The 24,821-nt window shown below is 57.9% G+C and carries 16 protein-coding genes and 2 pseudogenes; all 18 read right to left on the reverse strand.

Translation table 11 applies throughout. From position 1 onward, the window contains the following. On the reverse strand, window positions 1-402 hold the full coding sequence (locus Q1M04_RS08815) for a helix-turn-helix domain-containing protein (protein ID WP_297311959.1): 402 nt from the start codon (window positions 400-402) through the stop codon (window positions 1-3). Between the two features lie 8 nt (window positions 403-410). After that, on the reverse strand, window positions 411-2,531 hold the full coding sequence (locus Q1M04_RS08820) for a DNA topoisomerase 3 (RefSeq protein ID WP_300447409.1): 2,121 nt from the start codon (window positions 2,529-2,531) through the stop codon (window positions 411-413). Next, window positions 2,521-2,712, reverse strand: coding sequence for a hypothetical protein (locus Q1M04_RS08825; RefSeq protein ID WP_297311956.1), 192 nt, complete (start codon window positions 2,710-2,712; stop codon window positions 2,521-2,523). The genes Q1M04_RS08820 and Q1M04_RS08825 overlap by 11 nt, the downstream gene beginning before the upstream one ends. After that, on the reverse strand, window positions 2,709-3,602 hold the full coding sequence (locus tag Q1M04_RS08830) for a DUF4366 domain-containing protein (protein ID WP_300447412.1): 894 nt from the start codon (window positions 3,600-3,602) through the stop codon (window positions 2,709-2,711). Before Q1M04_RS08830 ends, Q1M04_RS08825 begins: the two co-directional genes overlap by 4 nt. A gap of 22 nt (window positions 3,603-3,624) precedes the next feature. Then, window positions 3,625-3,771 (reverse strand): annotated as a pseudogene (locus Q1M04_RS08835) (Maff2 family mobile element protein); the annotation flags it as partial. A 197-nt stretch (window positions 3,772-3,968) separates the two neighbouring features. Continuing rightward, window positions 3,969-5,747 (reverse strand): VirD4-like conjugal transfer protein, CD1115 family, encoded by a 1,779-nt coding sequence (locus tag Q1M04_RS08840; protein ID WP_204790081.1) that lies wholly within the window; start codon window positions 5,745-5,747, stop codon window positions 3,969-3,971. Further along, a complete protein-coding gene (locus Q1M04_RS08845) occupies window positions 5,744-6,223 on the reverse strand; it encodes a PcfB family protein (RefSeq protein ID WP_204790082.1) in 480 nt (159 codons plus the stop codon). Before Q1M04_RS08845 ends, Q1M04_RS08840 begins: the two co-directional genes overlap by 4 nt. Window positions 6,224-6,229: 6 nt before the next feature. Continuing rightward, a complete protein-coding gene (locus tag Q1M04_RS16155) occupies window positions 6,230-6,754 on the reverse strand; it encodes an XF1762 family protein (protein WP_366140820.1) in 525 nt (174 codons plus the stop codon). Beyond that, window positions 6,754-7,188 (reverse strand): hypothetical protein, encoded by a 435-nt coding sequence (locus Q1M04_RS08850; protein WP_243413932.1) that lies wholly within the window; start codon window positions 7,186-7,188, stop codon window positions 6,754-6,756. The genes Q1M04_RS16155 and Q1M04_RS08850 overlap by 1 nt, the downstream gene beginning before the upstream one ends. A gap of 86 nt (window positions 7,189-7,274) precedes the next feature. Next, entirely contained in the window at window positions 7,275-8,024 is a 750-nt protein-coding gene (locus Q1M04_RS08855; RefSeq protein ID WP_279380508.1) for a phosphoadenosine phosphosulfate reductase family protein, read from the reverse strand. Between the two features lie 109 nt (window positions 8,025-8,133). Further along, window positions 8,134-14,820 (reverse strand): S-layer homology domain-containing protein, encoded by a 6,687-nt coding sequence (locus Q1M04_RS08860; protein WP_300447418.1) that lies wholly within the window; start codon window positions 14,818-14,820, stop codon window positions 8,134-8,136. A 17-nt stretch (window positions 14,821-14,837) separates the two neighbouring features. Continuing rightward, a complete protein-coding gene (locus Q1M04_RS08865; protein ID WP_300447420.1) occupies window positions 14,838-20,666 on the reverse strand; it encodes an S-layer homology domain-containing protein in 5,829 nt (1,942 codons plus the stop codon). Window positions 20,667-20,751: 85 nt separating this feature from the next. Then, on the reverse strand, window positions 20,752-21,093 hold the full coding sequence (locus Q1M04_RS08870; RefSeq protein ID WP_204791902.1) for a DUF3846 domain-containing protein: 342 nt from the start codon (window positions 21,091-21,093) through the stop codon (window positions 20,752-20,754). A gap of 27 nt (window positions 21,094-21,120) precedes the next feature. After that, complete coding sequence (locus Q1M04_RS08875) at window positions 21,121-22,146, reverse strand: DUF6017 domain-containing protein (protein ID WP_204791901.1); 1,026 nt, start codon at window positions 22,144-22,146, stop codon at window positions 21,121-21,123. A 165-nt stretch (window positions 22,147-22,311) separates the two neighbouring features. Next, window positions 22,312-22,758, reverse strand: a complete 447-nt coding sequence (locus Q1M04_RS08880) for a DUF5348 domain-containing protein (RefSeq protein ID WP_300447425.1) — start codon at window positions 22,756-22,758, stop codon at window positions 22,312-22,314. A 17-nt stretch (window positions 22,759-22,775) separates the two neighbouring features. Next, window positions 22,776-23,684, reverse strand: coding sequence for a ParB/RepB/Spo0J family partition protein (locus tag Q1M04_RS08885; RefSeq protein ID WP_300447428.1), 909 nt, complete (start codon window positions 23,682-23,684; stop codon window positions 22,776-22,778). Next, window positions 23,681-24,466, reverse strand: a complete 786-nt coding sequence (locus Q1M04_RS08890; RefSeq protein ID WP_300447431.1) for a ParA family protein — start codon at window positions 24,464-24,466, stop codon at window positions 23,681-23,683. Before Q1M04_RS08890 ends, Q1M04_RS08885 begins: the two co-directional genes overlap by 4 nt. Before the next feature lie 37 nt (window positions 24,467-24,503). Beyond that, a pseudogene (locus Q1M04_RS08895) lies at window positions 24,504-24,821 on the reverse strand (hypothetical protein); the annotation flags it as partial.

The following is a 24,821-nucleotide window of genomic DNA, read 5'->3' on the forward strand; positions in this document are numbered from 1 at the left end:
TCAACCTCCGCTGCTCTCAGCAATCTCCAGCAGATCGCCATACACAGCGTTGATGGCGGTGATCACGGCGCAGACGGCATCGTCCACCGCCGTCAGCACTTCCTCGCTCTCGGAGTCAGCCAGCTCCAGCAGGGCCTCCACTGTCTCCGGGGACAGGCCCAGCTTGACGGCCATATCGTCCGCGTTGGGGACGCCACCCTCGTCCTCCAGGAACCAGTCGTAGGGCATACCGAAATAGTGTGCAATAGCCCGGAACTGGTAGGCGTTGGGGGTGCTGATGCCGTTAAGCCAGCGGTTCACCGTGGGCACGGACACGCCCAGGTGACGAGCCAGCTCCCCGCGCTCCACACCGCTGGCGGACAGAATCGCCTTCAAACGGCGGTCAAAAATATTGTTGTTCATATTCATTCTCACGTTCCTTTCTTTTCAGTAGATTTGTTGTTGTCAAATTCCAGCTTGAAGCGGACAAATTTGCCGCCGTCATCGTTCAGGACAACGGTGGCGTCATAGAAAACGCCCTTCTTCTCAGAAAACAGGCCGGTGACAGCCGCGCACCCGGTTTTCAGGAGAGAAGCGGCGATTTTCTTTGTCAGCTCCTTGCGCTTGCTGGTAAAGAAGCGGTCGTTTTTCCACAGCGCAAAGCCGCAGGAGGGGGTATCGTGGTAGCCCTCGCAGTAAAAGCTCTTTTTGCCCTCCACCACATTTTTGCCGCAGCGGGGGCATTTGCCAATCACTGCCCGCCCGGAATCGGAGAGAGGGGACGGGGTTACGTTCACATTCCGATAGGCTTTTACCAAATCGGTGAGCATGGCGGTAATCCCCGCCATGAAGTCCTCCGGGGCCAGCTCACCCCGTTCCACGGCCCCCAGCCGGTCCTCCCACTCCGCTGTCAGCTTGGCGGACTTGAGCTGGTCGGGCATGGCCCAGAACAGGGCCAGTCCCTTCTCCGTAGGAATGAGCTGTTTCTTCTTGCGCTCCACAAAGCCAGACTTCACCAGCTTTTCAATGGTGGCGGCGCGGGTGGCGGGTGTGCCCAGGCCGGTCCGCTCCACAGATTCCAGAGCAGCAAAGTCCTCCGCGCTGGCGTGTTCCATGGCGGAGAGCAAGGTGTCCTCGGTGAACCGTGCCGGGGGAGACGTAGTGCCCTGCTTCAGCAGAGCGTCCGCACTCTCCAACCGCTGGCCCTCGGACAGCGCCGGGAGCGCCGGGGCCGGTTCCTCGGCTTTCTGCTTCAGTGTGGATAAGAAGGCTTTCTCCGTTCCCTTCCAGCCTAGCGCCGTCACCGTGCGGCCCTTAGTCATAAAAGAAGCGCCGCCACAGTCCAGCGTAACGGCAGTCTCCGCATAAGTATGGGCCTCGCCCACGGCGCACAGCAGCCGGACGGCGATCATGCGGAGGATGTTCCGCTCCCCGGTGGGCAGGGCGGCAAGGTCAGCACCGGCGATCTCCGCCGTGGGAATGACGGCGTGGTGGTCAGTCACTTTGGAGCTGTCCACCACCTGAGCAGCGCATACCGGGAGGGGCTGGCCCGCCAGGAAGGACAGCGCACCAGCCACAGTGGAGCAGAGGACGGGCAGGCCCTCCGCCATATCCTCGGTCAGATAGCGGCTGTCCGTCCGGGGGTAGGTTGCCAGCCGCTTCTCATAGAGAGATTGGAGGTAGTCAAGGGTCTGCTGGGCGGTGTAGTCAAAGAGGCGGTTAGCCTCCCGCTGGAGAGTAGTTAAATCGTAGAGTTTCGGGGGACGCTCGGTTTTGTCTTTCCGGGTGACAGACTGAACCACGGCGGTTTTGCCCAGGCAGGAGGACCGCAGGGCTTCCGCGTCCGTTTTAGAATTGAACTTGCCGCTGACGGCCCGGAGGCCCTGGGTGGTCAACTCCACAATGTAGAATTTTTCCTTCTTGAAATGCTCAATCGCCGCCTCCCGTTCCGCCAGAAGGGTGAGCGTGGGGGTCAGCACCCGGCCCACGTTCAGCGTCTTGCCTTTATACAGCGTGGTAAACAGCCGGGTCCCATTGATGCCAACGAGCCAGTCAGCCTTGGCGCGGCAGAGGGCGGCGGTGTAGAGGTTGTCGTACTTCTGGCCGTCTGCCAGATTATCAAAACCCTTGCGGATAGCGGATTCCTCCATGGAGGAAATCCACAGCCGCTTGACGGGCTTCGTGCATTTACAAAGGTTATAGGTCAGCCGGAAAATCAGCTCACCCTCCCGTCCGGCATCCGTGGCGCAAATTACCGTGTCCACATCCTCCCGGTTCATAAGCTGGCGCAGGATGTTAAACTGCTTCTTGGTGTCCGGCAAAACTTGAAACCGCCACAAGTCGGGGATAATGGGCAGATCGGCGTAATTCCACTTGGAATATTTGGGGTCGTATGCGTCAGCCGGGGCCAGCTCTACCAGATGGCCCACACACCAGCTAACCAGCCAGCCGCCGCCCTCCATATAGCCGTCCTTCCGACTTGTTGCCTCCAGCACCTTGGCGATGCTCATGGCAACCGAGGGCTTTTCCGCAATTACAAGGTTATGTCGCATTTTTACCACTTCCCTTTATCAATTTTCGATAGCACACACCCAGGCAGGGTACGTCACGGCCATAGGGACAGCCATAGCAGGGATGGCCGGGAGAAAGGGCGGGAGGTCCGTGGACCTCCCGCCGCTCCGTGGGAACCTGGATCATTATGCGTTCATAAGGACTGTCGGTGAAACGGGTCATTCCTCATCCTCCGGTTCCTCGTAGCCGTAGTATTCCTGGTAGTCCGGTTCCTCCGGCTCCTCGCAGGGACCGCGCCGGGGGGCGGGTTCCAGATCGTCCTCGTTGACCGTTTCCTCGTCCTCGCCGGTCAGTTCGTCAAAATCCTCCGCATCGTCCAGATCGTGCTTGGGCTTGTAAATTTTCAGATAGTACCCAGCGCCGCCTACGGCCAGAGCCGCAATTACCACCAGAATCATGGTACTGGAGCTACCCTTCTCCGGCTTTTCCGGCTCCGGGTCCTTATCGCCCTCCGGGTCAGCGGCGGGGACCTTGCCGGTGCAGTCCTTCATGGTCAGGGGGCAGACGGGGCAATCGGTGTCAACCTCGCCGGGAGCGCACTTGTCCTCGCAGTTGCAGACCGGCTCCGGGTCGGGAATAGCGGAAACGTTGTTGTCCTCCGGCTCCTTGTCCTTCTCCGCCAGGGCAAAAAGGTCGGATTCCGTGACAGCGTTGAGAAAATAGACATTTTCACTCTCCCGCTGCTTGTCAATCACCAGATAAAAGGTGTTCTCGCTGGGGGTGGTGAAGGTGAAAAATTCCTTGCTGTCCTGGTCCGTCACATTGTCCACCACCGTGCCCTGCCCGTCCGGGGTCAGGGGCTTGGCGGAAAGCTGACCCTCCGGGTCCGGGGTCACGCTGGCCGAACCGGAGGGCGGATTGGTGGCAGAGGTGGCCGGAGGCTTCACCGGCGTGGTGGTTGTGGGCTTCTGGCCCTGGGTGGACTGGCTGGCGGCGGGTGCTTTGTAGTTGGGATTCTTCACCTGATACGTCTGCGAATAATTCCCGGCATGGTCCGCCGCTTGAACGGTAATCTGCTGGCCGGTTCCCAGGTCTTTCAGGGGAATTTCCACCGCGCCGTTGGTCAGGCTGGTGTAGCACTTTCATGCCTTGGGACTTCGCACCGGGGTTATCGTTGCCATAACCTTCCAGCAGGTTAATGACGCCCCACACACCCAGACCAGCGCCCAACGCGACCACAAGAACCTTCAAAGTGTCAATAGCAGAAGTGAAAAATTCCATAAAACTACCTCCATAATGTTGAAAATATTAGTTTGAAAGTGATGGGAGAATCTCCCCAGAAATATAAAAACCGCTGACTGATGGTGTCAGTCAGCGACTCTACCGGGCCGGGAACGTGGCTTTTGAGTAACAGCTATCAAAAGCAGCCTGTCCGGCCAGACGGTCAGGGATTGGTTCCGCGCTATGCGGATATAGAATCAGCCGTGAGCAGGTTTCTCCGGCGCAGCCGGGGCCTCCAGCTCACAGCACTCGAAAACATCATCAGGCCGAACGGTCAGCCTGTGGCTCAGATATTTTGCAATATCAAAGTAGTTCTTCTTGCTGGAATCCAGCAAGTATTTGTATTGCGGGTGCTTGGTAATATCATATTTTTCAGAGAAGAACGGTCTTACGCCCTGCACCTGCAAAATGCACTTGCTGTTGTCCATTACCGCCAGTTCGTCGGTTGTCATGAGTTCCTTCCCTAATTTTTGGTAGTTTACACCCATGCTCCGCTGGCTCCCTCTGGTGTCAGAGGTGTTATATAGATCAATGGTTTCCTTCCCTAAAGTTTCGGAAATCTCCTTTAAGGTGCTTCTTTCCTTGCCTCCGAGGAACAACACACAGGAACAGTTGCCGATAATCGTCTCCGCGTGGTCCTTATAAACGGCCTTGAGCTGGCTCTGCGTCTGGACCACGATATGGGCGGAAATTTCGCGGGAGCGAATCACGCTGATAAGATGTTGGAAGTTTGGAATCTTCTGGTTGGCGAACTCGTCCAGCAGACAGGTGACGTGGGTTTTCAACGCGCCGCCGTTCTCTAAAGCCTTGTCGCACAGGACGTTGAACATCTGTGTGTAGACCATGGCCGAGATGAAATTGAAGGTCATATCCGTATCGGAGACGATACAGAACAGCGCCGTTTTCCGGTCCCCGATCTTGTCCAGCTCCAGGTCGTCACCCTCCATAAGCTGGCGGACCTCCTTAATATCAAAGGGGGCCATTCGTGCGCCACAGGAAATCAGGATCGACTTCGCTGTTTTGCCCGCTGCCATTTTGTACTTCTTGTACTGCCGGACGGCGAAGTGATCCGGGTCCCGGCTTTCCAACTGTTCAAACATCAAATCCACGGCATTTTTGAAGTTTTCGTCATCTTCCCGCACTTCCGAGGCGTTTAACATTTCCAGCAGCGTGGTCATGTTTTTTTCTTCCTCCGGGGCCTCATACCAGATATAGGCGATCAACGCCTGATAGTACAAGGCTTCGGCTTTGGCCCAAAAATCTTCGCCGCCCTTGCTGTCCTCGCCCTTGGTGTTCTCCATAATGCAGTTGACCAGCTTCAGAATGTCGTTCTCGCAGTAGATGTATTTGAACGGATTGTACCTCATAGACTGCTTGAAGTTAATAGTATTGAGGATTTTTATAACATATCCGCCTTGTTGGAGCATTTTGCCACATTCCTTGACCACTGTACCTTTCGGGTCAGTAACAATATACGAAGCGTTCATCTGCATGAGGTTGGGCTTAATATGGAAACGGGTCTTGCCGGAGCCGGAGCCGCCGATCACCAGCACATTTTTATTGATGTTGTACTTGGGAATCTTGTTGCGGCCTACCATGACGCGCTCGGTCTGCGTCAGGAGGATATTCTGGTCAAACTTAGGGGCAATGAAGGGCTTAATGTCCTCCGCCGTGCCCCATCGTGCGGAGCCATATTCTACTCCGTGGCGGTACTTCTTGGTGTTCTTGGCCTTGATATAGACCGCCGCCCGGACACAGGCTGCGCCGATCAACCCCACAAGGAGGTCCTGGAGGTGGAAGCTGGGGAGAGGGTTGTGGGAAATGATCTCCCCCAGGCTGGAAATTGCCCCCATGCTCTTTGCCACCACATCCGCGCCAGCCGCCAGCCGGTAGCCCTCGCCCACACGGTTGAAAAACCAGAAGATGAACACATAGGGGAAATTGAGGATGAGAAACTTTTTCAAGTCAAATTTCACAGCTCATGGCCCCCTTTGTCCCTGTTCTTGGCCGTATCCCGCGCCATGTTCTTGACCGTCTCCTTGAAATGGGAGAGCTGTTGCAGCACAGAGGGCTTCTCCGGGGCCTTGCGCTGGACAGTCTTGGCGGCGTACTCGGCAAAGGCGGCTTGCATGGCATCATCATCCCGCGCTTTGAAAAAGACGTAGTATTCGCCTTTCCCCGGGTTCTTTTTCAGCGCAAAATCAATGCCATATTTTTTTGCCACACGTTCAAAGGATTTGATATTTTTCTCCGTAATATCAATACTTTTCACGCCCGTTCCCTGCCCGACAAGCTGCTTTACAGTCTGCTTGCCGTGATGGATTTTCGGATTTTGGGATTGCGCCATGTACTTCCGCATGGCCCATTTGAGCAAATCGGAGGTCAGTCTGCCGCCGGTCTTGCTCACCTTGATTGCCAGTGCTACGGATTTGTCCCGCACTTCGTCCTGCATGATGATTTACCCCCTTCCTGTACTAAAATGTTTTTCCCACCGCCTTTTCTTTCCCAGCGAGTATTTTTGCACAGGACCTTGGGCCGTTTCCTGCATGATCTCCCGTGGGCGTCCGGGCATATTCCAGGACACCCCGTCAGCCTCGCCGTGATCTTCAAATCCGCTTGCCCGCAGACTTGTTCCCGGTTCTGAAGCAAGCGTGTATGTAATGATCCGCTTATAGCCCATTTCGCGTGCAATTCTGGCACACGCTCCATATAAAATGCTGCAAGCATTACGGGTCCCATCCGTACAGACACGCCTTATTTCAATCGTCAATCCATCATCCAGTCTCCGTGCCACGGGTTGTCCAGCTATTGCAACGCCGCATAGTCTTTCGCCGTCATAGTAGGCCACAAACCACTTATGTCCATTTGTGAGCTGGTTGTGCCGATGATACTGCACTACATAGGCGTTGGCGACTTTGAGCGTGATTGGTCTTATTGTTAGAATAGAGATTACCCCGTTCTCACAAGCGGCGGCTGGTTGCATCAGCGCCCCTCATCACCCCTGGGCCGTTCTGCCGGGGCGAGCTGTTGGCGGGCCTTCTTCATAGCGGAACGCAACTGTTCCCGCACAGAGAGCTTTTTCGGCGGCTCAGGCTCCGCCAGAGGCAGGCGCTCCTTTGCCCCTGTCTCCCGCAGCAGATCGCAGATGGGAAAACTGTACTCATGGGAATTTTCCTCCCAACAGAGGCTCGCCGCCACCAGCGGGTCATTAAATTGCAGAAGGGCCTCTACCTCGGCAGGGTCAAACTGATGCACCGTTTTCAGATAGCAGTGAATTTCCGCCAAGGCTTGCAGTCCATACACTTGCACGATCTGAGGTCTGTCCGCCGTAGAAAGGGCCTTTGCGTGATTCAAGAGGCTTTCGTCCAATCTTTCCCCCAGCTTTTGCTGTGCGTCATGCTCCGCAAACATTTCCATAATAGTCAACTCCTTCCTAATCGAATTTTGATGTAGGCACGGCAATGAGAACTAAGGCGGAACCACTAGACGGCAGAGAACGTGCATCAGGCGCAGCCCTCCTTTTCCTCACGGGCAAAGCGTTCCTCCAGCCGCTCCACGCTCCAATCCTTCTTGAACTGTCCCAGGGGACCAGGGCCATACATAGCCCGTGCCCGGTTGTCCATCTCCCGCAGCCGCGCCCACAGCTCCGGGTGGTGGGTACGCAGTTTCCGCAGCTCGTCAATGCGTTGGAGGGGACAGCACCAGCAGGAGGCACGGCGGTAAATCTTATACAGTCCCCCGAAATCAAATCCTCGATTATAGCAAATCTGCAACGCCTGGGCTTCGGTGATCCCCCACTCTACCAGGGGATAGCGATTCTGCGGATCGTCCTTACAGCGGTGGGCCTCATCAGCAGCAATGCCGATATGGTGCAGAGCGTTCTTCTCTTTTTTCAGCCGGTTGACCTCTTTGGTCATCAGATGGGTTTTGAGTTGCCCGGTACACCAGCGTATCCGCATTGCGGGCCAGCCGTAGCCGGTAAGGGGCTGACCCTTGGCAATCCGTCTGGCTATGGCCCGTTCCTGCTGCATGGGGACGTCCAGCATCAGCCACTCAAAGCCGTGGGGATGGCTCAGGGTCGTGATATGGATACCACGCTCCCGGTAGAGATGTTCGTCCAGTTTGGCGATATGTGCCTCCATTTCGGGAAATTCCATGGTGGTATCCGCATAGAGAACGCAGTCAATGGGCATTTCCTTCTCGATCATCAGCAGGAGCATGGCTGTCGAATCCTTGCCGCCAGAAAGCGAGATTGAACATAAATTGTTACCGTTTTCTCCTGTTTTCGTAAAATATACCTCCTTAAACGTAAAACAAGCCCCGGAAGGAGCAAGTCCTTCCGGGGCTGAAAGTGTTATGGGATTATCCCAGGGCGGTCCACTTCTCCGTGGAGCCATTCATGCTGAAGCTATGTCCATTGGACGCTTCTACAATGTCCCAATAGTACCATGCGCCGGTGGGCACGTCGGAGAAGGTCTTGTAGCCCTTCACCACCGTGTCGGCGCTGGCGCTGCGGCCCAGGATACGGTTGACCATCACGATTGTCTCCGCGCGGGTGATGTTCTGGTCGGGCCGGAAGGTGCCGTCCTTATAGCCGTAGACCAGACCGGCCTCCGCCGCCAGATTGATGTACTTCCGCGCCCAGCTATGGGAAATGTCGGTGAAGCGGTCCAGAACGGTATTACTGCCGCTGGTATCGCAGAACCGGGAGAGGATGGTCGCCAGCTCCGCACGGGTGATATTGCGCCGGGGGCCAAATGTGCCGTCCCGGTAGCCGTTAATCACGCCCATGTTGCAGAGGGTGGAGACGGCGGTGCCGCACCACGCCCCAGCGGGCACATCCTTGAAGCGGTTGATATTCGTACCGTAGGCGGCTTTGGCCTCCGGGGTCAGGAGCCGGTAGAGGATAGCGGCAACCTCGGCGCGGGTAATATCGGCGTTGGGCGCGGCCTGGGTGGTGGTCCGTCCGGCGATATAGGCGATGTGGTCCTTCCGGTTCAGCAGGGAGAGCTTGGAGCCGGGAGTTGTCAGATCACCAATGCCGCCCGTGCTGCCGCCCTTGGCAATCGTGACCTTCTGGACCTGGGAGGCCATTTCAGAGGCGGTGGCCGCATAGCGCACCTCGTATGTGCCGGGAGCCAGTCCCCTCACGGTTTCTCCGGTGATAGCGGTCCACTTGCCGTCAGGCAGGAGCCGGTATTCCATGGTCTTATCCGTCTTGGTGAGAGCGCCGTCATTCCGCCCCTGCCGGGTTTCATCGGTATGGCCCACGCTGGGAGCCTTGCGGCGGTCGGGAATCTTCACCGTGACCGTCTCACCGGGCAGGCCGTCACCCTTGCCGGGGTAACGAATGAGAACATCCTTCCCAGCCAGATCGGATACGTCCAGAGGGTTCGGGCAGGGCTTCCAAGTCTTGCCGCCGTCCGTGCTGTACTCCATATCCGGGGTGGTGTTCAGCGTCTCATTTTTAGGGTCAAAGACCAGAATGGGAGCGCCGGGGTTCTTGGAGATCACCACGGTAACGGTCCGGCTGGCAAAGTCCTCCTTGGTGGCGGGATAGCGGAACAGAACCGTCTTGCCCAGGTAATCGGCTGTGTTCAAGAGCTTGGAGAGGGCGGTCCAGGTCTTGCCGCCGTCCATGGAGAACTCCGTACCCTTGTCGGAGCTGACGGTCTGCGCTCTGCTGTCCACCTCCACCTTGGGGGCTTCCCGGCGAACGGGAATGGTAATGCTCAAACCGCTGCTGGGGAAAGAATCCTCATTGCCATGGTTGCGGATAATGATGGTCTGCCCGGTCAGGCCGGAAACGTCCAGGGGCTTGGTGCAGGGGTTCCAGGTCAAACCGCCATCGGTGGAGTAGTCCATATCCTCGGTGGTGTCCACCGTCTCGGTGATCGTGTCCAGGGTAACGGTGGGATTCTCCGTCCGGCTGGGGATATGGACTTCCGTAATATCGCTGGCAAACTGGTCCTCGGTCGCCGCTTCCCGGACGAGAATGGTCTGGCCCGTCAGGTTGGACACATCCATATCCGGGTCACACTTGGTCCAGGTTTTGCCACCGTCCGTGGAATACTCCATACTGGTGGTAGTATTTACCGTCTGCTTATCCCGGTCAATAGTGAGGTCGGGCTTCGCACCCTTGTTGGGGACCTTCACCAGCACGGGCAGGCTGGCAAAATGTTCGGCATCGTACCTCTCCCGGACTGCCAGCTCCTTGCCGTAGAAGCTGGACGCATCCAGCCCATCAACAGGCACAGCAGCCCAGCCATTTTCCGTCCGATACTCCGGCGCGGTGCCGGAGACGGTCAGCAGCTCTGCCACACGGTCAATGTCGGCGGTGGGGGCGGCGTTCCGGCTGGGGACGGTCAGGGTGGCGCTGTTGCTGGCGTGCTTGGTGCCGTCACAGGCATAGCGCACCAGCAACGTGGCGTTGGTCAGCTCGGAGAGGTCCATGTTGTCCAGGCAGGGAATCCAGGTCTTACCGCCGTCCTTGGAATACTCCATAGCGGCGGTGCTGTCCATGCGCTCCGTGGCGTTGTCAACGGTCAGCGCGGGAGCCTCGCCCCGGACGGGGACGGTCACGGTTGTGGCCTCGCTCTTAAAGGAATCGTCCGTAGCGGCGATCCGCACCAGCAGCGTCTCGCCCTGCCGGTCCTCCACATTCTGGCTGTCCCCGCAAGGCTTCCAGGTTTTGCCGCCATCGTCGGAATACTCCATATCCTCGGTGGTGTTCATGGTGAGGTCGAAGGGATTCACCTTCACATCCGGGGCGGCGGGGCGCTCCGGTAAAACCTCCATGACCACGGGGCCGGGACTTCCAGTGCCATCATCCACCAGACGGACATAGATGGTCGTGCCGGGGATGATTTCGCCGCCGTTGGGCAGACTATCGGTCAGGGTGTAGTCCTTCCCGGCCTCCACCACATCGGGGTCGAAGGTGACGATCTCCTTCCGGTAGTCGATCTCATAGTCCAGCCCCGTGTCGGCCACGGTCCGGCCCTCCACGCTCTGGCTTTCAGAGACGGTGAGATTGTCCGTCTCCTTCATCCGCTGGGTGAAGGTGTAAACGGTATCCGGGGTCAGGCCGGTAAACTTGGGGCTGTCCTGCCAAGTCTCGCCGCCGTCCATGCTGTACTCCGCGCCGGGAACGGGGTTCAGCGCAATGGTGGTCGTTGTGCGGCGGGCGATGGTGGGGGCGGTAGTCATGGTCTGCGGAGCCTTGGAGATGGTCATATCCGCGTAGACCTGCTCGGCGGTCAGATCGTAGCCGTCCTCGGCAACCAAGTAGAAGCGAACCTTGTAAGTACCAGCGTCCACGGGGGCCTCGGAAGTCTCATAGGGCTTGCCGCTGGCCAGGGTGCCGACATACATGACGCTGACAGACTTTACACCCTCCATCTCCGTCAGAAGATTGGTATAGGGGTAGGGCTGACGGTTGCTGTTGTAGACGGTACTGTAAGCGGGCATATCCGTGTCCAGAATGTCCAAAGGCTTGTCGGTGGTCCTGCCGGAGACAGGGCGGACACCGGAGGCGGTGTGATTTTCGTCCTCGGCCATGCGGACCAGAATCGTGTAATCCTTATCCGCTTCCAGCCCGCTGAAGGTGTTGCCGCTCTGCCAAGTGGTCCCGCCATCAATGCTGTACTCCGCACCAGGGATAGCGGAGACGGTCAGTGAGTGGGAAGAACTGCTCTCCAGCGTAGCCATGGGGGTATCCTGCCCCGCCTTGCGGATGGTCAGGGTGGCGGTGTAGTCACCGGGAGCCAGGGTGTGGTTGGCGTCCGGGGAGAAAATAGCTGTTACGGCATAGGTTCCGGCGTTGGTGGGAGCGGTGGTACTCTCCACGCCGTCCGCGCCGGTGTAGGTCAGGGCAACGGAGGCCATGCCCTCAATGCCGTCCGCCCCGTGGTAACGCTGGGGCGCGCCGGTGTAGGTGACAGTCTCATCCTTCAGCACGGGCCGAACAGTCCCGGCCTCGCCGGAGGCACGGGTGATATGCAGCACCGGTGCGGGCAGGGCTTCGGGCAGTTTATAGCCCTCCGCCGCCACAAAGTCGATGTTGACCACATAATCGCCCACGGTAACGGGCGGGGTGGCAATGCCGTCATAGCCGACGATGGTCATGGAGGCGATGCCGGGGTTGGACTTGGGGAGGGTATAGGTCTGCGCGTGTCCGGTGTACTCCACCGTCTGATCGGCAAACCGCTCAAAGGTGACAACGGTTTTCTCGGTGGCCTGCATGGTGGAGGGGCCCTCTAATTCCTTGTAACAGGCGGTCTCCACCGCCTTGACCTTGATCTCATAGGCGGTGTCCCGGTTCAGGCCGGTGAAGGTGTCCGTGGTTTGCCACGTCACACCGCCGTCAATGGAGTAGGCCATACCGTCCACCACTTCAATGGTGATGGAGGAATCGGTAACGCCAGTGACCACCGGGGCCAGGGGTGTGGCGGGGGTGGCCTTGTTGATGGTCAGGGTGGCGTACTGCGGCTGTAATTCCTCGTATCCACTCTGCATGGTGTAGCTGACCTTCACATTGTAAACGCCAGGGTTCGTCGGCAGCTCGGTGGTGGGGCCGTAGGAGGTCCCATTGGTTCCAGTGAATGTCTGGACTACCTGCGTACATCCCGTGGGAACATCCACCGTCAGGGACTTCGGCGTCCCGTCATAGGTGTAGACGGCGGACTGGACCGTACCAGCGGAGGTATCCTGCCGGGTGGTGCGAATGATGGCGGAGGATGTAGGGCTTTCCTCATGGTTACGATCAGCAGGGTACTTGGCCTGAATGGTATAGGCCGTGTCTGGAGTCAGTCCCTCAAAGATGGTGCTGACCTGCCACGTTTTTCCGCCGTCAATGGAAAACACCGCCCCCGGAATGTCGGTGACGGTGATGGAGTTGGTGGCGGTATTGCTGGCGCGGGGAGCGGAGGGGGCGCTCTGCTCCACCTTTGTGATGGTCAGCGTGGAAGTGACAGGCTCCAACTGTGCCGTACCCGTCTGCATGGTAAAGCTGACGGTCACGGGGTAGGTCCCCGCGTTGGTGGGGGCGGCGGTAGTGGTCTGGCCGTCCACGGAGTAGGTCACGGTGGACTTGGTGACGTGAGAAATGGACGGGACCTGATAGGCCACAGGACTGCCGGTATATGGGCGGGTCTGCGGCTGAAGCACATCGGACAGATCGCCAGGGTCCACGGTGGTGTACTCGGTAGAGAACTGAGCGGAGGCGGCGGGAGAAACCTCATAGTTGCCGTCCTCGGTGGCCTTGAGTCGCTGATAGAGGGTATAGATCGTGCCAGCGTCCAGGTTTTTGAACACAGGACTGTCCTGCCACATCTTCCCGTCCACGCTGTACTCGGCGTTCTCTACCGTGTTCAGCGTCAGGGAGTTGGTAGCTGCCGCCGCCAGCGTGGGGGCGGGGCAGGTCTGCTCTGCCTTTTCAATCACATACTGCGCTGTCACGCCGGAGAGCTGGGGATAGCCCTGCTCCATGACAAAGGCGACGGCGGCGGTGTAGCTGCCCGCGTTCACCGGGGCGGTGGCGCTGCTGTAAGGCCGTCCGCTGTTGGCGGTCCCCTTGTAGGCCACAGCAACGGATTGGATGCCCTCCGGCAGTCTGGGCATGGGCAGATCGGTGGACTGCCCATCATAGGTCTTGGCGTAGTCATTGACGGTGGGGGCCTCCACCGAGCCATAGGTCAGATTGACCGTGGCGGTGACAGCGGGGATGTTGTCGCTGGAAAGTTGAGGAAACCCGGAGAGATTCAGCGTTCCCTGGACGGTCTGGGTCAGGACATAGGGGTCATAGTGGCTGCTGCTCCAGGTGACGGGAACGCCAGTGACGGTCTGGGCGTTGCCGGTGCCGCCCTCGGCCACAACGGAGACGGAAGCGGGCAGGCCCAGCTTATTAAATGCCGTCCCCATGGGGGCCGTCCGCACCACTTCCTCAATGCTGAGAATGGGCCTGGAAATAACGGTCACAGGGATGGTCACACGTCCAAAGGAGACACCGCCCTTTTTCACCGCCGCTTGAACTTCCGTTGTCCCCGGCCTACTGGAATTGAACCCGGCATAGCTGGGGTCAATGGTCCAGGTATAAGGAGAGGTGTAGGTGCTGTTGCCGGTAGTCAAATTTACCGCTTGGATGGTATCGCCCACATAAATCCGATTAGTGGCTGGTAAAATCCAGACCAGGGAATAGACCGTGTTGGCTTTACCTTGCCCGGTCTGCCAGATGTAATTATCGTTCGTGATGGTTGCGCCAATGGCATAGATACCAGCGGCCACAGGCCGGGAGACGGGGGCGGAAGCGTCCACCGTCAGCTCCCCATTCTCCACCTTTGCCTGACAGGCGGAGAGGGCGGCGGGAATAGAAACACCATTCACGTCCCGATAGGTGACGGTTTTCCCGTCCAGAAGGCTGTTTCCGTCGTAGATTTTGTCGTTAAAGCTGGCGGTCCAGGGAACGGCCTTGGGCAGCACCAGCAGCCGCTCCGGCATTTGCAGTTCAACATGGTCATAGATGCCGCTGTCCACACTGACAATGATACTGTAGGAGCCGGGAGCGGTAACGGAAACGCGGTTTTCCAGCGAATCGCCCACATAGCGGCGGAAGGCCGGAGCCACGTTGTAAACCACGGTGTAGGCGTTCCCGCTGTACTCCACGCCGGTGGTGGTGACGGATACATAGGCGGGGTCCAGCGTAAAGGCGCTGAGAGTCAGCTTCGGAATCTCATTCCTCGCCCAACTTCCACAGTTATCGCAGGTATATTTGACATAGCCGTCCGAGGTTGCGGTGGCCTTTTTGAGATCGGTGGAAACCGTTGAGCCGGTTTTGCATGTGTGGGCCGCGCCAAGGCAGACATCATCGTTTGTATAATCCAAGAGGATATAGACCGGGTACTTGCCTGGGGCGGTATATTGTGAATCAGGCGCAATCCATGTGGTGGGGTCGTCGTCCATGGAGGAGGCGAACGCCTGGATGGGCAGCAGGGCCACGGTCATGCAGAGGGCCAGCAGCCAGCCCAGGAAACGGGTGGTTTTTATTTTTCGCATAGGCAAATCTCCTTTTCTTAAAAGTCAAATACGATGGAATAGGTAATGTTGCTCTTGTTATACATACAGTCGTGGTTGGTGTAGTAATAGAAACGCATCTGTGTATAGGTCCCCGTGGGCAGCTTGCCGGAGAGGGTCACGCCGTTGATGGTTTCCTTGTAGGCGATCTGGTCCCATCGGCGGGTACGAATGTTATAGGCTTCAATTTTGCCATAGTCGCTGCCGCTATGGCCGCTGACGGGCGGTACATCAAAGGTGTACTCGGTGATGTAGCCATAGATTGTCTCCCCATCGTCCTGGAAGCTGACGCCGGTTTCCTCGATGAAGGAGTTGGCGGAGTTCAGGGTCATGCCGCCGCCCGCGTTGTCGGCAACAAAGAACATAATAGCGGACCAAGGAGAGGCCGCACCGAAAGCATCCACCGCGCGGCATTTTACCAGATGTTTGCCGTAACCGTAGGTGGTGGTTTCCTTGTCCCTGCCCTCCCATTCGTAAGTAATGGCGTCGCCCTCCGGGTCGGTAGAGCGGGCGGTGATCGTCACCGCTTGGCTGGGCCGCACCACACCGTTGGCGGGGTTCCGGGAGATCACGGGCTTGCTGGGGGCCTGATTGACAAATTCGATGGTTTTTTCCTGCCAGGGGGAAGCCGCACCGTAGGAATCCACCGCCCGGACACGGATGGTATGGGAACCGTTCCGGGAATACCAGCCGGAGGAATTGTAATCTCCGCCCCATTCCAGCCGGACCGTATCGCCGTCTGGGTCGCTGGCGGTGGCGGAAACATTGGCGCGGAAGGTATTGCCGCTGGTCTGCCGGGTTACGCTGGCGGTGAAGCTGGTAATAACCGGAGCGTTGTTGATAAACTCAATTGTCCGGCTCTCCCAGGCGGAAACCGCGCCCCATTCATCCACCGCTCGGACGCGGATGGTGTGTGTGCCAACTTCATAATAGCCGTCCTGCTGATACTCGCTGCTCCATTCCAGATGCACAGCATCCCCGTCCGGGTCGGAGGCCACGGCGTTGAGGTCTGCGTAGAAGCGGCCATCCTTCATGTTCCGGGTGGCGTTGGCAGTAAAGCGCTCAATGACCGGAGCGGTATTGGTCACGATAATATGGACAAAACCGCTGGTCAGGTTTCCCGCGTCATCCCGCACAGTGGCGGTGATGGTATAGGTTCCTTCGGCGTAGAGGGCCAGATTGCCGCCGTCATTGGAGAGGAAGCCGGTGTTGCTGTCCAGGGTGACAGGTCTGCCCCCCAGCTTCACACCCCAGCTCACATCCAGACTGCCCGCTCCGCTGATGCCCACGGGGAACTTGGTGCCGATATGAATGGAATCAGGCGCGGTGACGGTCAGTGCGGCCTTGAAAATGATAGTGATGGACTGGCTGGCGGTGGCGGTCTTGCCGCCTAAGTCCCGGAGGGTGGCGGTCAAGGTGTACTCGCCGGGTTCCGGGAAGATCACAGTGCCGCCGCCATTGTCCAGGGTGGAGAGATCAATGATACAGGCCGCTCCGTCCTTCTGCGCGGACCATGTGATGGTGGCCCCGTCCGGGTTAAAGAGCTTATCCATGACCACGGGAACCCGGTTGCCCACATACTCCATATCCGCCATGGAGAATTGCAGGGAGCCAACGGGCAGGACAGTAATGGTGTCGCTGGCAGTGAAGGTCCGGCCCAGGCCGTCCCGCAGAGTGCCGATCAGCCGGAACTCTCCGCCCTGGGTGAACTGAATCGCCCCGCCCAGGTTGTTGAGGTCCCCGGTGACGTAGGTGGAAATGTCGGCAGGTTTGCCGTCCTTCTCCAAAGACCACTCCACAGGCAGCTCAATGTTATTGCCCAGGGTCCGCACCTGCACCGTCTCGCCGGTGTAGACTTGTTTCTCGATAATGTCCACCTGCAACTCCTGGTCGGCCAGGACCTCAATGCTGGGGCCGTCAAAGGAGAACACCCGCCCGGTGAGGTCGGTGATCTCGCAGGTGAGGGTGAACACGCCCGCGTGTTTGATACGGATATCGCCGGGAAAAGCGCCCAGGGTTCCAGCAACGTAGGTCCCCCAATTCTGACGGAGGCCGTAGGTGTCGTCGATGTGCCACTGGACGGAGGCATCCGCAATCACATTCTTGGATTCCACGGCCACGGTAAAGGTACTGTCCGTGTGGGCGTAGCTGGGCATGGTCCAGGCGATCACGGGAATGGGATAGACGGTGAAGGACTGTTCATAGGAGTAGGAACGGCCCCCGGCGTCCTTGAAGCTGGCTTTCAGCTTGTACTCGCCCGCCTGCTTGAACTGGATTTTCCCGCCGTCAGCCGTCAGTTCCCCGGTCACATAGTCGGAGACAGGGACATTCTCGCCGTTCCGGGTCAGGGACCAGCGCAGGGGATTTTCGCCCAATTCCTCAAAGCCAGTCACCAGCGTGACCAGAGAATCCGTGTGGAACATTTTCGGCAGATAGAAGCCAGACACGCCCACGGGGTAAATCTGGATAGAATCGCTGGCGGTAGTCACACGGCCCAGCTCATCCGTCACGCTGGCGGTGAAGGTGTAACGGCCCGCTTCGGGGAAGAAGCCGTGTCCGCCCTTGGCGGTCAGGTCAAAGGGCGGCATGATCTCTTTGCCATCCCGCAGGACTGTCCAGACCACTTCGTTGCTGCCCAGGTTCTCGGTGGTCAGCCGCACATCCTCCGCAGTATCGGTGTGGCTCATATCGCTGAGGGAAATTGTCAGGCCGACAACAGGATAAATGCGGATAGTCTGCTCACAGGAATACGACCGGCCCAGCGCGTCCACAGCGGAGGCGGTCAGGGTGTAGGTCCCAACTGCGGGGAATCGGGCCTTGCCGCCCAGGTTGCCGAGATCACCCAGCATATTGTCCGTCAGGGAAACCGCCGCACCGTCCTTCGTCAGCGTCCAGGTTACGTCCTGCCCCTGCAAATCGCTGGTCAGGAGGTCCACGGGAGTGCTGCTGTCCGTCCACGCAGCGGCAGGGAGGGTGAAGTCCAGGCCCGCCACGGGGTAGACCATGACCGTGACGGCGGGAGCGGCGAATACCCGCCCGGTGGGGTCCGTCACGCTGGCGGAAATGTCATAGGCCCCGGCGCTGGTGATCTGGATGGTGCCGCCGTTCTCGGACAATTCGCCGGAGTAAGCGGTGGGAGTGCTGGGGTCATTAGAGGGGGTGACGCTCCAGGCCACGGGCAAACCCGTGTCTTTGTTCAGACTGATGCTGATTGGTTCGTCTGTATGGGCGGCGGCATCCGCCGACAGGCCCAAGGAGAGGACGGGATAGACTTTAATCGTCTGTTCATAGGTGAACGCACGGCCAAGGCCGTCCGTCACGGAGGCGGTCAGGATGTTGGTGCCAGTCTGAATGAATTTCACATTTCCCCCAGCGTTGTCGAGGGTTCCGTTGATACCAGCAGAGAGGGAAACGGACTGACCGTCCACGGACAGGGACCACGCAATTTTGCTGTCTCCCACATTCTCGGAGGTCATTTTCACCTTCACCGTCTCATCCGGGTGAGAGAACTCCGGGAGCTTGAAAGAAAGACCCATAGTGTCCCATACGCTGATGGCGGCGCTGGCGATGAACGTCCGGCCCAGGTAGTCCGTCACGCTGGCAGACACGGTGTAGTTACCGGCAGCGGGGAAGGTGATCTCGCCGCCGCTGTTGGTCAGAGCATTGTCGATAGCCGCCCCATCTTCGGAAGCAACTTCCCACACTACATCCAGGTCAGTCCCGGAGAGGCTGACGGCGGCGGTCTGGTCTATGTGGGCTGTCTCCGGCGCGTCCAGGGTCAGGACAATCACCGGCCAGACCTCCAACGGCAGGGTGGCGGTGTATTCCCTCCCCAGCTCATCCGTGATGGTGGCGGTGAGGACGTATGCCCCGGCCCCGTCAAAGGTGAGCGTACCGCCGTTATCCTCCAAAGAAACGGGAACACCCTCGCCGTCACGGGTCAAGGCCCATGCAACAGTCGAGGGTGCGCCATGCTCCACGGTCAGGCTGATTGCCGCCGCTTCATCCTCATGGAGTTTATCGGTGTTTGCGGTCAGGGACAGGGGCAGATTCGGAATCACCGTGATTGCCACAGGCTCGGAAGAAAATTCCCGGCCCTGGGTGTCTTTAGCGATAGCGGTGAGAACATAGTCCCCGGCAGTCTCGAAGGTGAGTGTTCCGCCCTGATTGGAGAGAGACACAGCAGCCTCCTTGCCGTCACAGGTCAGTGTCCAGCGGACGGAATCGGGCTTTCCGCCCTCCACTGTCAGACCAATCTCTACCGTATCGTCCTCATGCACCTTGTCCACGCTGGCGGCCACGGTGGGGACGATCACCGGCAGGATGGTGATGGACTGGCTGGCGGTGTACTGCTTCCCGGCAGCGTCCGTGAGGGTAGCCGTCAGGATATATTTGCCTGTCTCGGTCAGGGCCAGAGTGCCGCCGTCCTTGGTGAAGCTGGCGAGGGGCTGGTTCGCGCCGTCCTTTGTCAGCGTCCAGACCACGGAGCCGTCCAGATCATTTTTCAGCAGCAGCTTCACATCCTCCGCCCGGTCGGTGTAGCCATACTCCGGCAGGGAAAAGGCAATGTCCCCGACAGGCAGGACCTCCACAGTTTTCTCGCAGAAGGCTTTGCCGCCGCTGTTCTCCACGGTGCCGCGCAGCACATACCGCCCAGCCTCCATGAAGTAGCAGATACCGCCGTCTTTGGTGAAGCCCTCCGGTATGGCAACAGATTTCCCGTCACGGGTCAGCTCCCATGTGACGGCATCCACGCCGGTGAGGGTAGTTTTCACAGTGATGGAATCCCCCACATACCGATACGCCGGGAGATCAAAGGCGATGGTGGGCTTATCTGCCTTGTCGGTGAACAGGACCTTGTTGCCTTTGTCCATGCCGCTGGGGTAGACGATGGCGCAGTCCTTTTCGGACAGCTCCGCAGCGGCGGCGTCAAAGACCACCTGCACCGGGCCGTCATTCCGGGGCGTTACCACACTCGCCACGGTGGATTTGCCGCTGATGTTGACGGCGGAGCCGCCCCACACCACCAGCCGCCCCTTGACGGTGATGTTGTTGAGGCCCAGGGCTTTCTCCCCCAAGCCGTTGGCGAGGATCAGGTCACTTTCAAACACAGCGTCCTTGATGTTCACAGCGCCCCGCACCAGAACCGCATCCCGGTAGGTCCCGGCGATCTCGCCGGAATCATGGACGCTCTGGAAGATGTTGCACATGATCTGTGCCATCTCTGCACGGGTGATCTTGCCCTTGGGGCTCAGCAGCCCGTCACGGTAGCCGTTGACATAGCCCCGCTCTGCCATGGCGGCAACACTGTCCGCCGCCCACGCGCCCACTTGGCCCCGGTCCGAGAACCGGGCCAGCTCGGACTGGCTGGCGGCGGGGAGGCAGACTGTCCGGGCCAGCACCACCATGGCCTGTTCGCGAGTGATATTTTCATCCGGTCCCATGCGGCTGCTGGAATACCCGGCGAAGGTCCCCATGTGGACCGCCTGGGCGATGTAGTCATGGTGCCATATGCCACGGGGAACGTCCGTGTACCGGGAGATGTCGGCGCTTTTGTAGGTGCCGAAAAGCCGGTCTATCATAGCGGCCATCTGTGCGCGGGTGAGATAGCCGTCCGGGTTCAGCTTATCCCCGGATGTGCCCACCAGTACGCCGTTGTCCACCGCCCAGGTCAGGGCTTCATAGGCCCAATGGCCGTAGGCGTCCCCGTAGTCGGTGATCTTGTTGGTATTGGCGGCGTGGGCGTTGACCGCTAAAAGGCTAACCATCATGACCGCTGCCAGGAACAGAGAAAAGAATCGCTTTAGATTGGGAAATTTGATGCTCATGCTTCCTCCTTTCAGATTTTGGATTTTCCGGGGGGTGCTATGTACTAGGGCGGGACCAGCAGGCGGCGGAGCAGATGACGGTGGGTCAATCCTTATCGCCTCCCTCCGGGCCGGACGTGGCGAAGTAGGCTTCAAATTCCCGCTGCTGGGCGGGGGTCAGGGAGGTGAAGTGTTCCCCCTCAAAGCCGCACAGCAGGAACGTCCCGGCGATAAAGTCCCCGCTGTCCGTGGGATTCTCCCGGTTGGGCATCAGGCCCATGTTCTTGCCCTCGCTGTTGCAGACCAGCATGACCCGCTGGGGCAGGTAGCACCCCGCCTCGATGGGTCCGCCCACGATCTGCTGAAAGGCTTCCAGCGTGTCCTCCACCTGGGTGGGGCGGGGGGCCACGCCGGGTTCTACCACCAGAATGTCGATTTTGTTTGCCATACAGAAATCCTCCTTCGTCTGTCCGGTTTATATTCCAGCCGCTTCCTGGGCCAGATCGTGGCTGACCAGGGATGCGTAATACTGGCTGATGGTCGTGGGCGCGTTGTAGAGCGCCGCCAGGGTGTACGCCTTGATGTTCTTCACCAGTGTGGTGTTCTGGCTCAGGCTGTCCAGAACATAGGCGATATGCTCATGGGTGAGCTTCAGGAACCGGCTCTTGACCACGCCGGTGGGCATTTCCTCCCCTGCAATGCGGATGAAGTCTCGCCGGGAACAGCAGACCTCCACCATAAGTTCCACATAGCCCGCCAGCGTTTCCTCATCGTAGGGATGCTCTTGGAGCAGGAGGTCAAAGTCGATATTTTCTTTTATCAGTTCTCGGTATCTATCCATCTCATCCATCCTCATCCGGCTCTTGGGCCGACCAGCAGGGGGAGAAGCAGGAGGCGTGGGGGTAGGGGGAAAGATGGATGGGTCAGTATCGTTCAGTTCAGTATTTTTCTTTTCAGTCTTATTAGGGGCGGAAAAGCCGCCGTCAAGACCGCGCGTTTCCAGCGGTGCAGACTGCGGTTTTTCCGCAGTCAAGAGTGCGGCACGGTCCAGCGGTCTTGACTGCTGATTTTCCGCAGTCTGAGAAGCCGGGGGCGGCGGTGCCTGTTCCGGCTGCTGGGGCTGGCCCGATTCCGGGGGCAGGATGAAGTTTTTGACGTAAATCCGCGTGGGCCGTCCCTGGCCCTGCTTCTTCCGCTCGATCAGGCCGATGCCGTCCTTGTCCAGCTCCCGGAACAGCTTCGTGGCCTTGTCCTTCCCGCAGCTCATAAGGGTCATGGCGTCCTCCTGGGTAAAATAGATGTAGACGCGCTTATCGCTGTCCATCCAGCCGTTTTTCACCGACAGCCCCATACGGTCCAGCAACAGGCCGTAGAGGACCTTTGCCTCAATGGAAACACTCTTATAACGGGGGTCGGTCAGCAGGGTCTTGGGGATACGGTAAAAGCTGTACTGGTCCGCTTCGGTGCCGTAGTAGTAGTCCAGGTTCAAGTTTGACGGCATAGTCATTGCCTCCTTTGAAATGTGCGGAGAAATAAAAAGGCGTCCCGGCGACTGCAATAGTCACCGGGACGTTCGTGCTCTGTCCGCTTGTCGTTTGCTTGTAAATAAAAAAAAGCCCACCCGCCACTGATTGTTAGTCAGTTGCGGGTGGGCTTGCCTGATGGATCATGTTACCGATCTTACACGGACACGCAGCCCCTCCATGGGAAGGTCCTTGTAGCCAACGAGGTAATAATCCGCTCCGTTGTGTTCCACGGTGGTCCGGGTCCAGTAGGGAACATCGTGGTATTCGTCCGTTACCAGGGCCTCTATGCTGCTACGGCAATCATAGTAGTGGCCCTTCGCCGTCCGGTACTTCCCAGCGGTTCCCAGTCGCAGACGGCTGACCTCCGAGATAGGCTGGGTCAGATAGGAAATATACTCCTGCGCATATGCCAGCAGGTCCGTGATACGCCGCAGTTCTTCCCAAAGAAGAAGCTGTTCGCCATCGGAACGATCTATGTCGAGGCCGCTCAGATCGTCGTAGTCCGTGTAGGTGGAGAATTTGAGAAACTGCGCAATGCTCCGGCTCAGCTTGACAGCCTCCGAAAGCGCCGCCTGTAAATCCGCCATGTTGGGCCTCCTTCCTATTACTCCTTTATACTCTTTGAATGTTGAACACTCCATGCTTCCAGTAGAGACACAATAACTTCTTCCATCTGCTGACTAGTGTAAGACGTTGGGAAGTATTGATGAAGTCTCGTTTTATTGAGAACTACCTGCAAAGTGGCAGGGCTTCCTTTGGATAGAATATCTTTGATAACCGTGACGGTCAGATCGCCGTCTTTGCTGTGCTGTTTGATTTTTACAAGCTGATTTTTGACCGGAATTACATTCAATTTTTCCATCTCTAACACGAGGTCTGTCTGCTCCTGTTTAGTTAGAGCGGAAATATAGTCGGCAGCAGTGCTGAACGACAGTTTACCCTCATCCACCAGTGCCAGCAGAGGGGGAATCAGTTTGGTTAAAGCTATGTACCGAGTCACGGTCAAGCCACAACTTTCCCCGGCATCTTGGGCAATCCTATCCCGTGCGGGTAACTTTGGAACGCCGCGTTCTAAAGTTAGATCATGCCGTTTGCCCTGATGTTTCAAGGCGTCCAGCTTCATTTTGTAGGCAAAGGCTTTTTCGCTGGGCAGGATTTTCTCGCGTTGAAGGTTAGAATCGACCATGATTATGGTGGCTTCATCATCATCCAATGCCCGAATAAGTACCGGCATTGTCTCCCTGCCTGCCAGTTCGCTTCCACGCTTGCGTCGGTGGCCCGCGATGATCTCATAGCCGCCCTCTTGCCGGGGCCGGACAATAGCGGGGGACAGAACGCCGCTCCGTGCAATACTCTCCACCGTTTTCCTCATCGCATCATCGTCCCGCACCTGAAATGGATGATCCTTGAAAGGAAACAGTTCTGACAGCGGAACCTCCTGTACTGTCTCGCCGCCCGTCTGAAACAGATCGTTTAAGCCGGTCAATGCGATCTTCCCGGCACTGCTTTTCATGCCAGGACCTCCCGCGTCAAAGCGGTGTAGGCGGCTGAGACTTTACCGGCAGGGTCATGGAGATAGATACTCCGTCCCTCCGCACTGGTTTCTGCCGCTCGGATGGATAGGGGGATAATGCTTTCAAATATGCGTACACCGTTTCCATAGGCGTTTCTCAGCAAATCTACAATCTCACGGGAGTAGTTGGTCCTCATATCCGCCATGGTTATGAGAATACCCGCAATGTCCAAACGAGGGTTGATTTTCAGCTTCACCTTTGATATAGTGCGGATGAGCTGTTCCAATCCCTTGATGGAAAGGTAATGCGCCTGCATAGGAATGATTACTTCGTCCGCAGCGGCCAGGGCGTTGATGGTCAGCATACCGAGTGATGGGCAGCAGTCCAGCAGAATCACATCGTACTGTTCCCGGACGCTGTTCAGGTATTCGCGCAGGATTGTCTCACGGCTCATGGTGTTCACCAGCGTAACCTCCAGACCGGACAACTCAATGTTGGCGGGAAGAAGATCAACGCCCTCCGCCTGATGGATGATACCCATTCCGGGAAGTACAGGCTTATCCGTAATGATAAACCCCAGCACATCGGCAAGGGTCCCTTCAAGCTGGTCCGGGTGCTGATAGCCCAGGCTGGCGGTAAGCGAACCTTGGGGGTCTACGTCCACCAGGAGGACCTTCTTGCCTTCCCGTGCCAGCCCGATTCCCAAATTGACCGTTGTTACAGTCTTGCCAACTCCGCCTTTCTGGTTGCAGATTGCCGTAATTTTGGCTGCTTTGCTCATTTTGGCCTCCTTCTATGTTCATAGAATAAAAACAGGACTAAACCAGTGCGCCCCTTGCTGTGGGGTGTTGCTGATTTAGTCCTATTTTAACAGGCCCGTCTTTGTATTCCTTACCCTCACCGCCTTTAAGCTCATAGCGGCAAAATTCAAACTGACTTTCAATGCTGATACTGTCTTTTTTGTCAATCGACTGCCGCCCATAAATTGCATCTATTCTACTATCCATAATTAGGGGCTGTTCACATAAGAAGGATTGTGATATAATCAAAAAATGGAAATAAAGAAAGAGCAATACGAGCAAATCAAAGAGTGCTTTCCCAAGCAGCGGAAACCAGCCAAAATCAGCAACCTGGAC

This window comes from uncultured Oscillibacter sp., from assembly GCF_950073225.1.
Taxonomy (GTDB): Bacteria; Bacillota; Clostridia; order Oscillospirales; family Oscillospiraceae; genus Oscillibacter.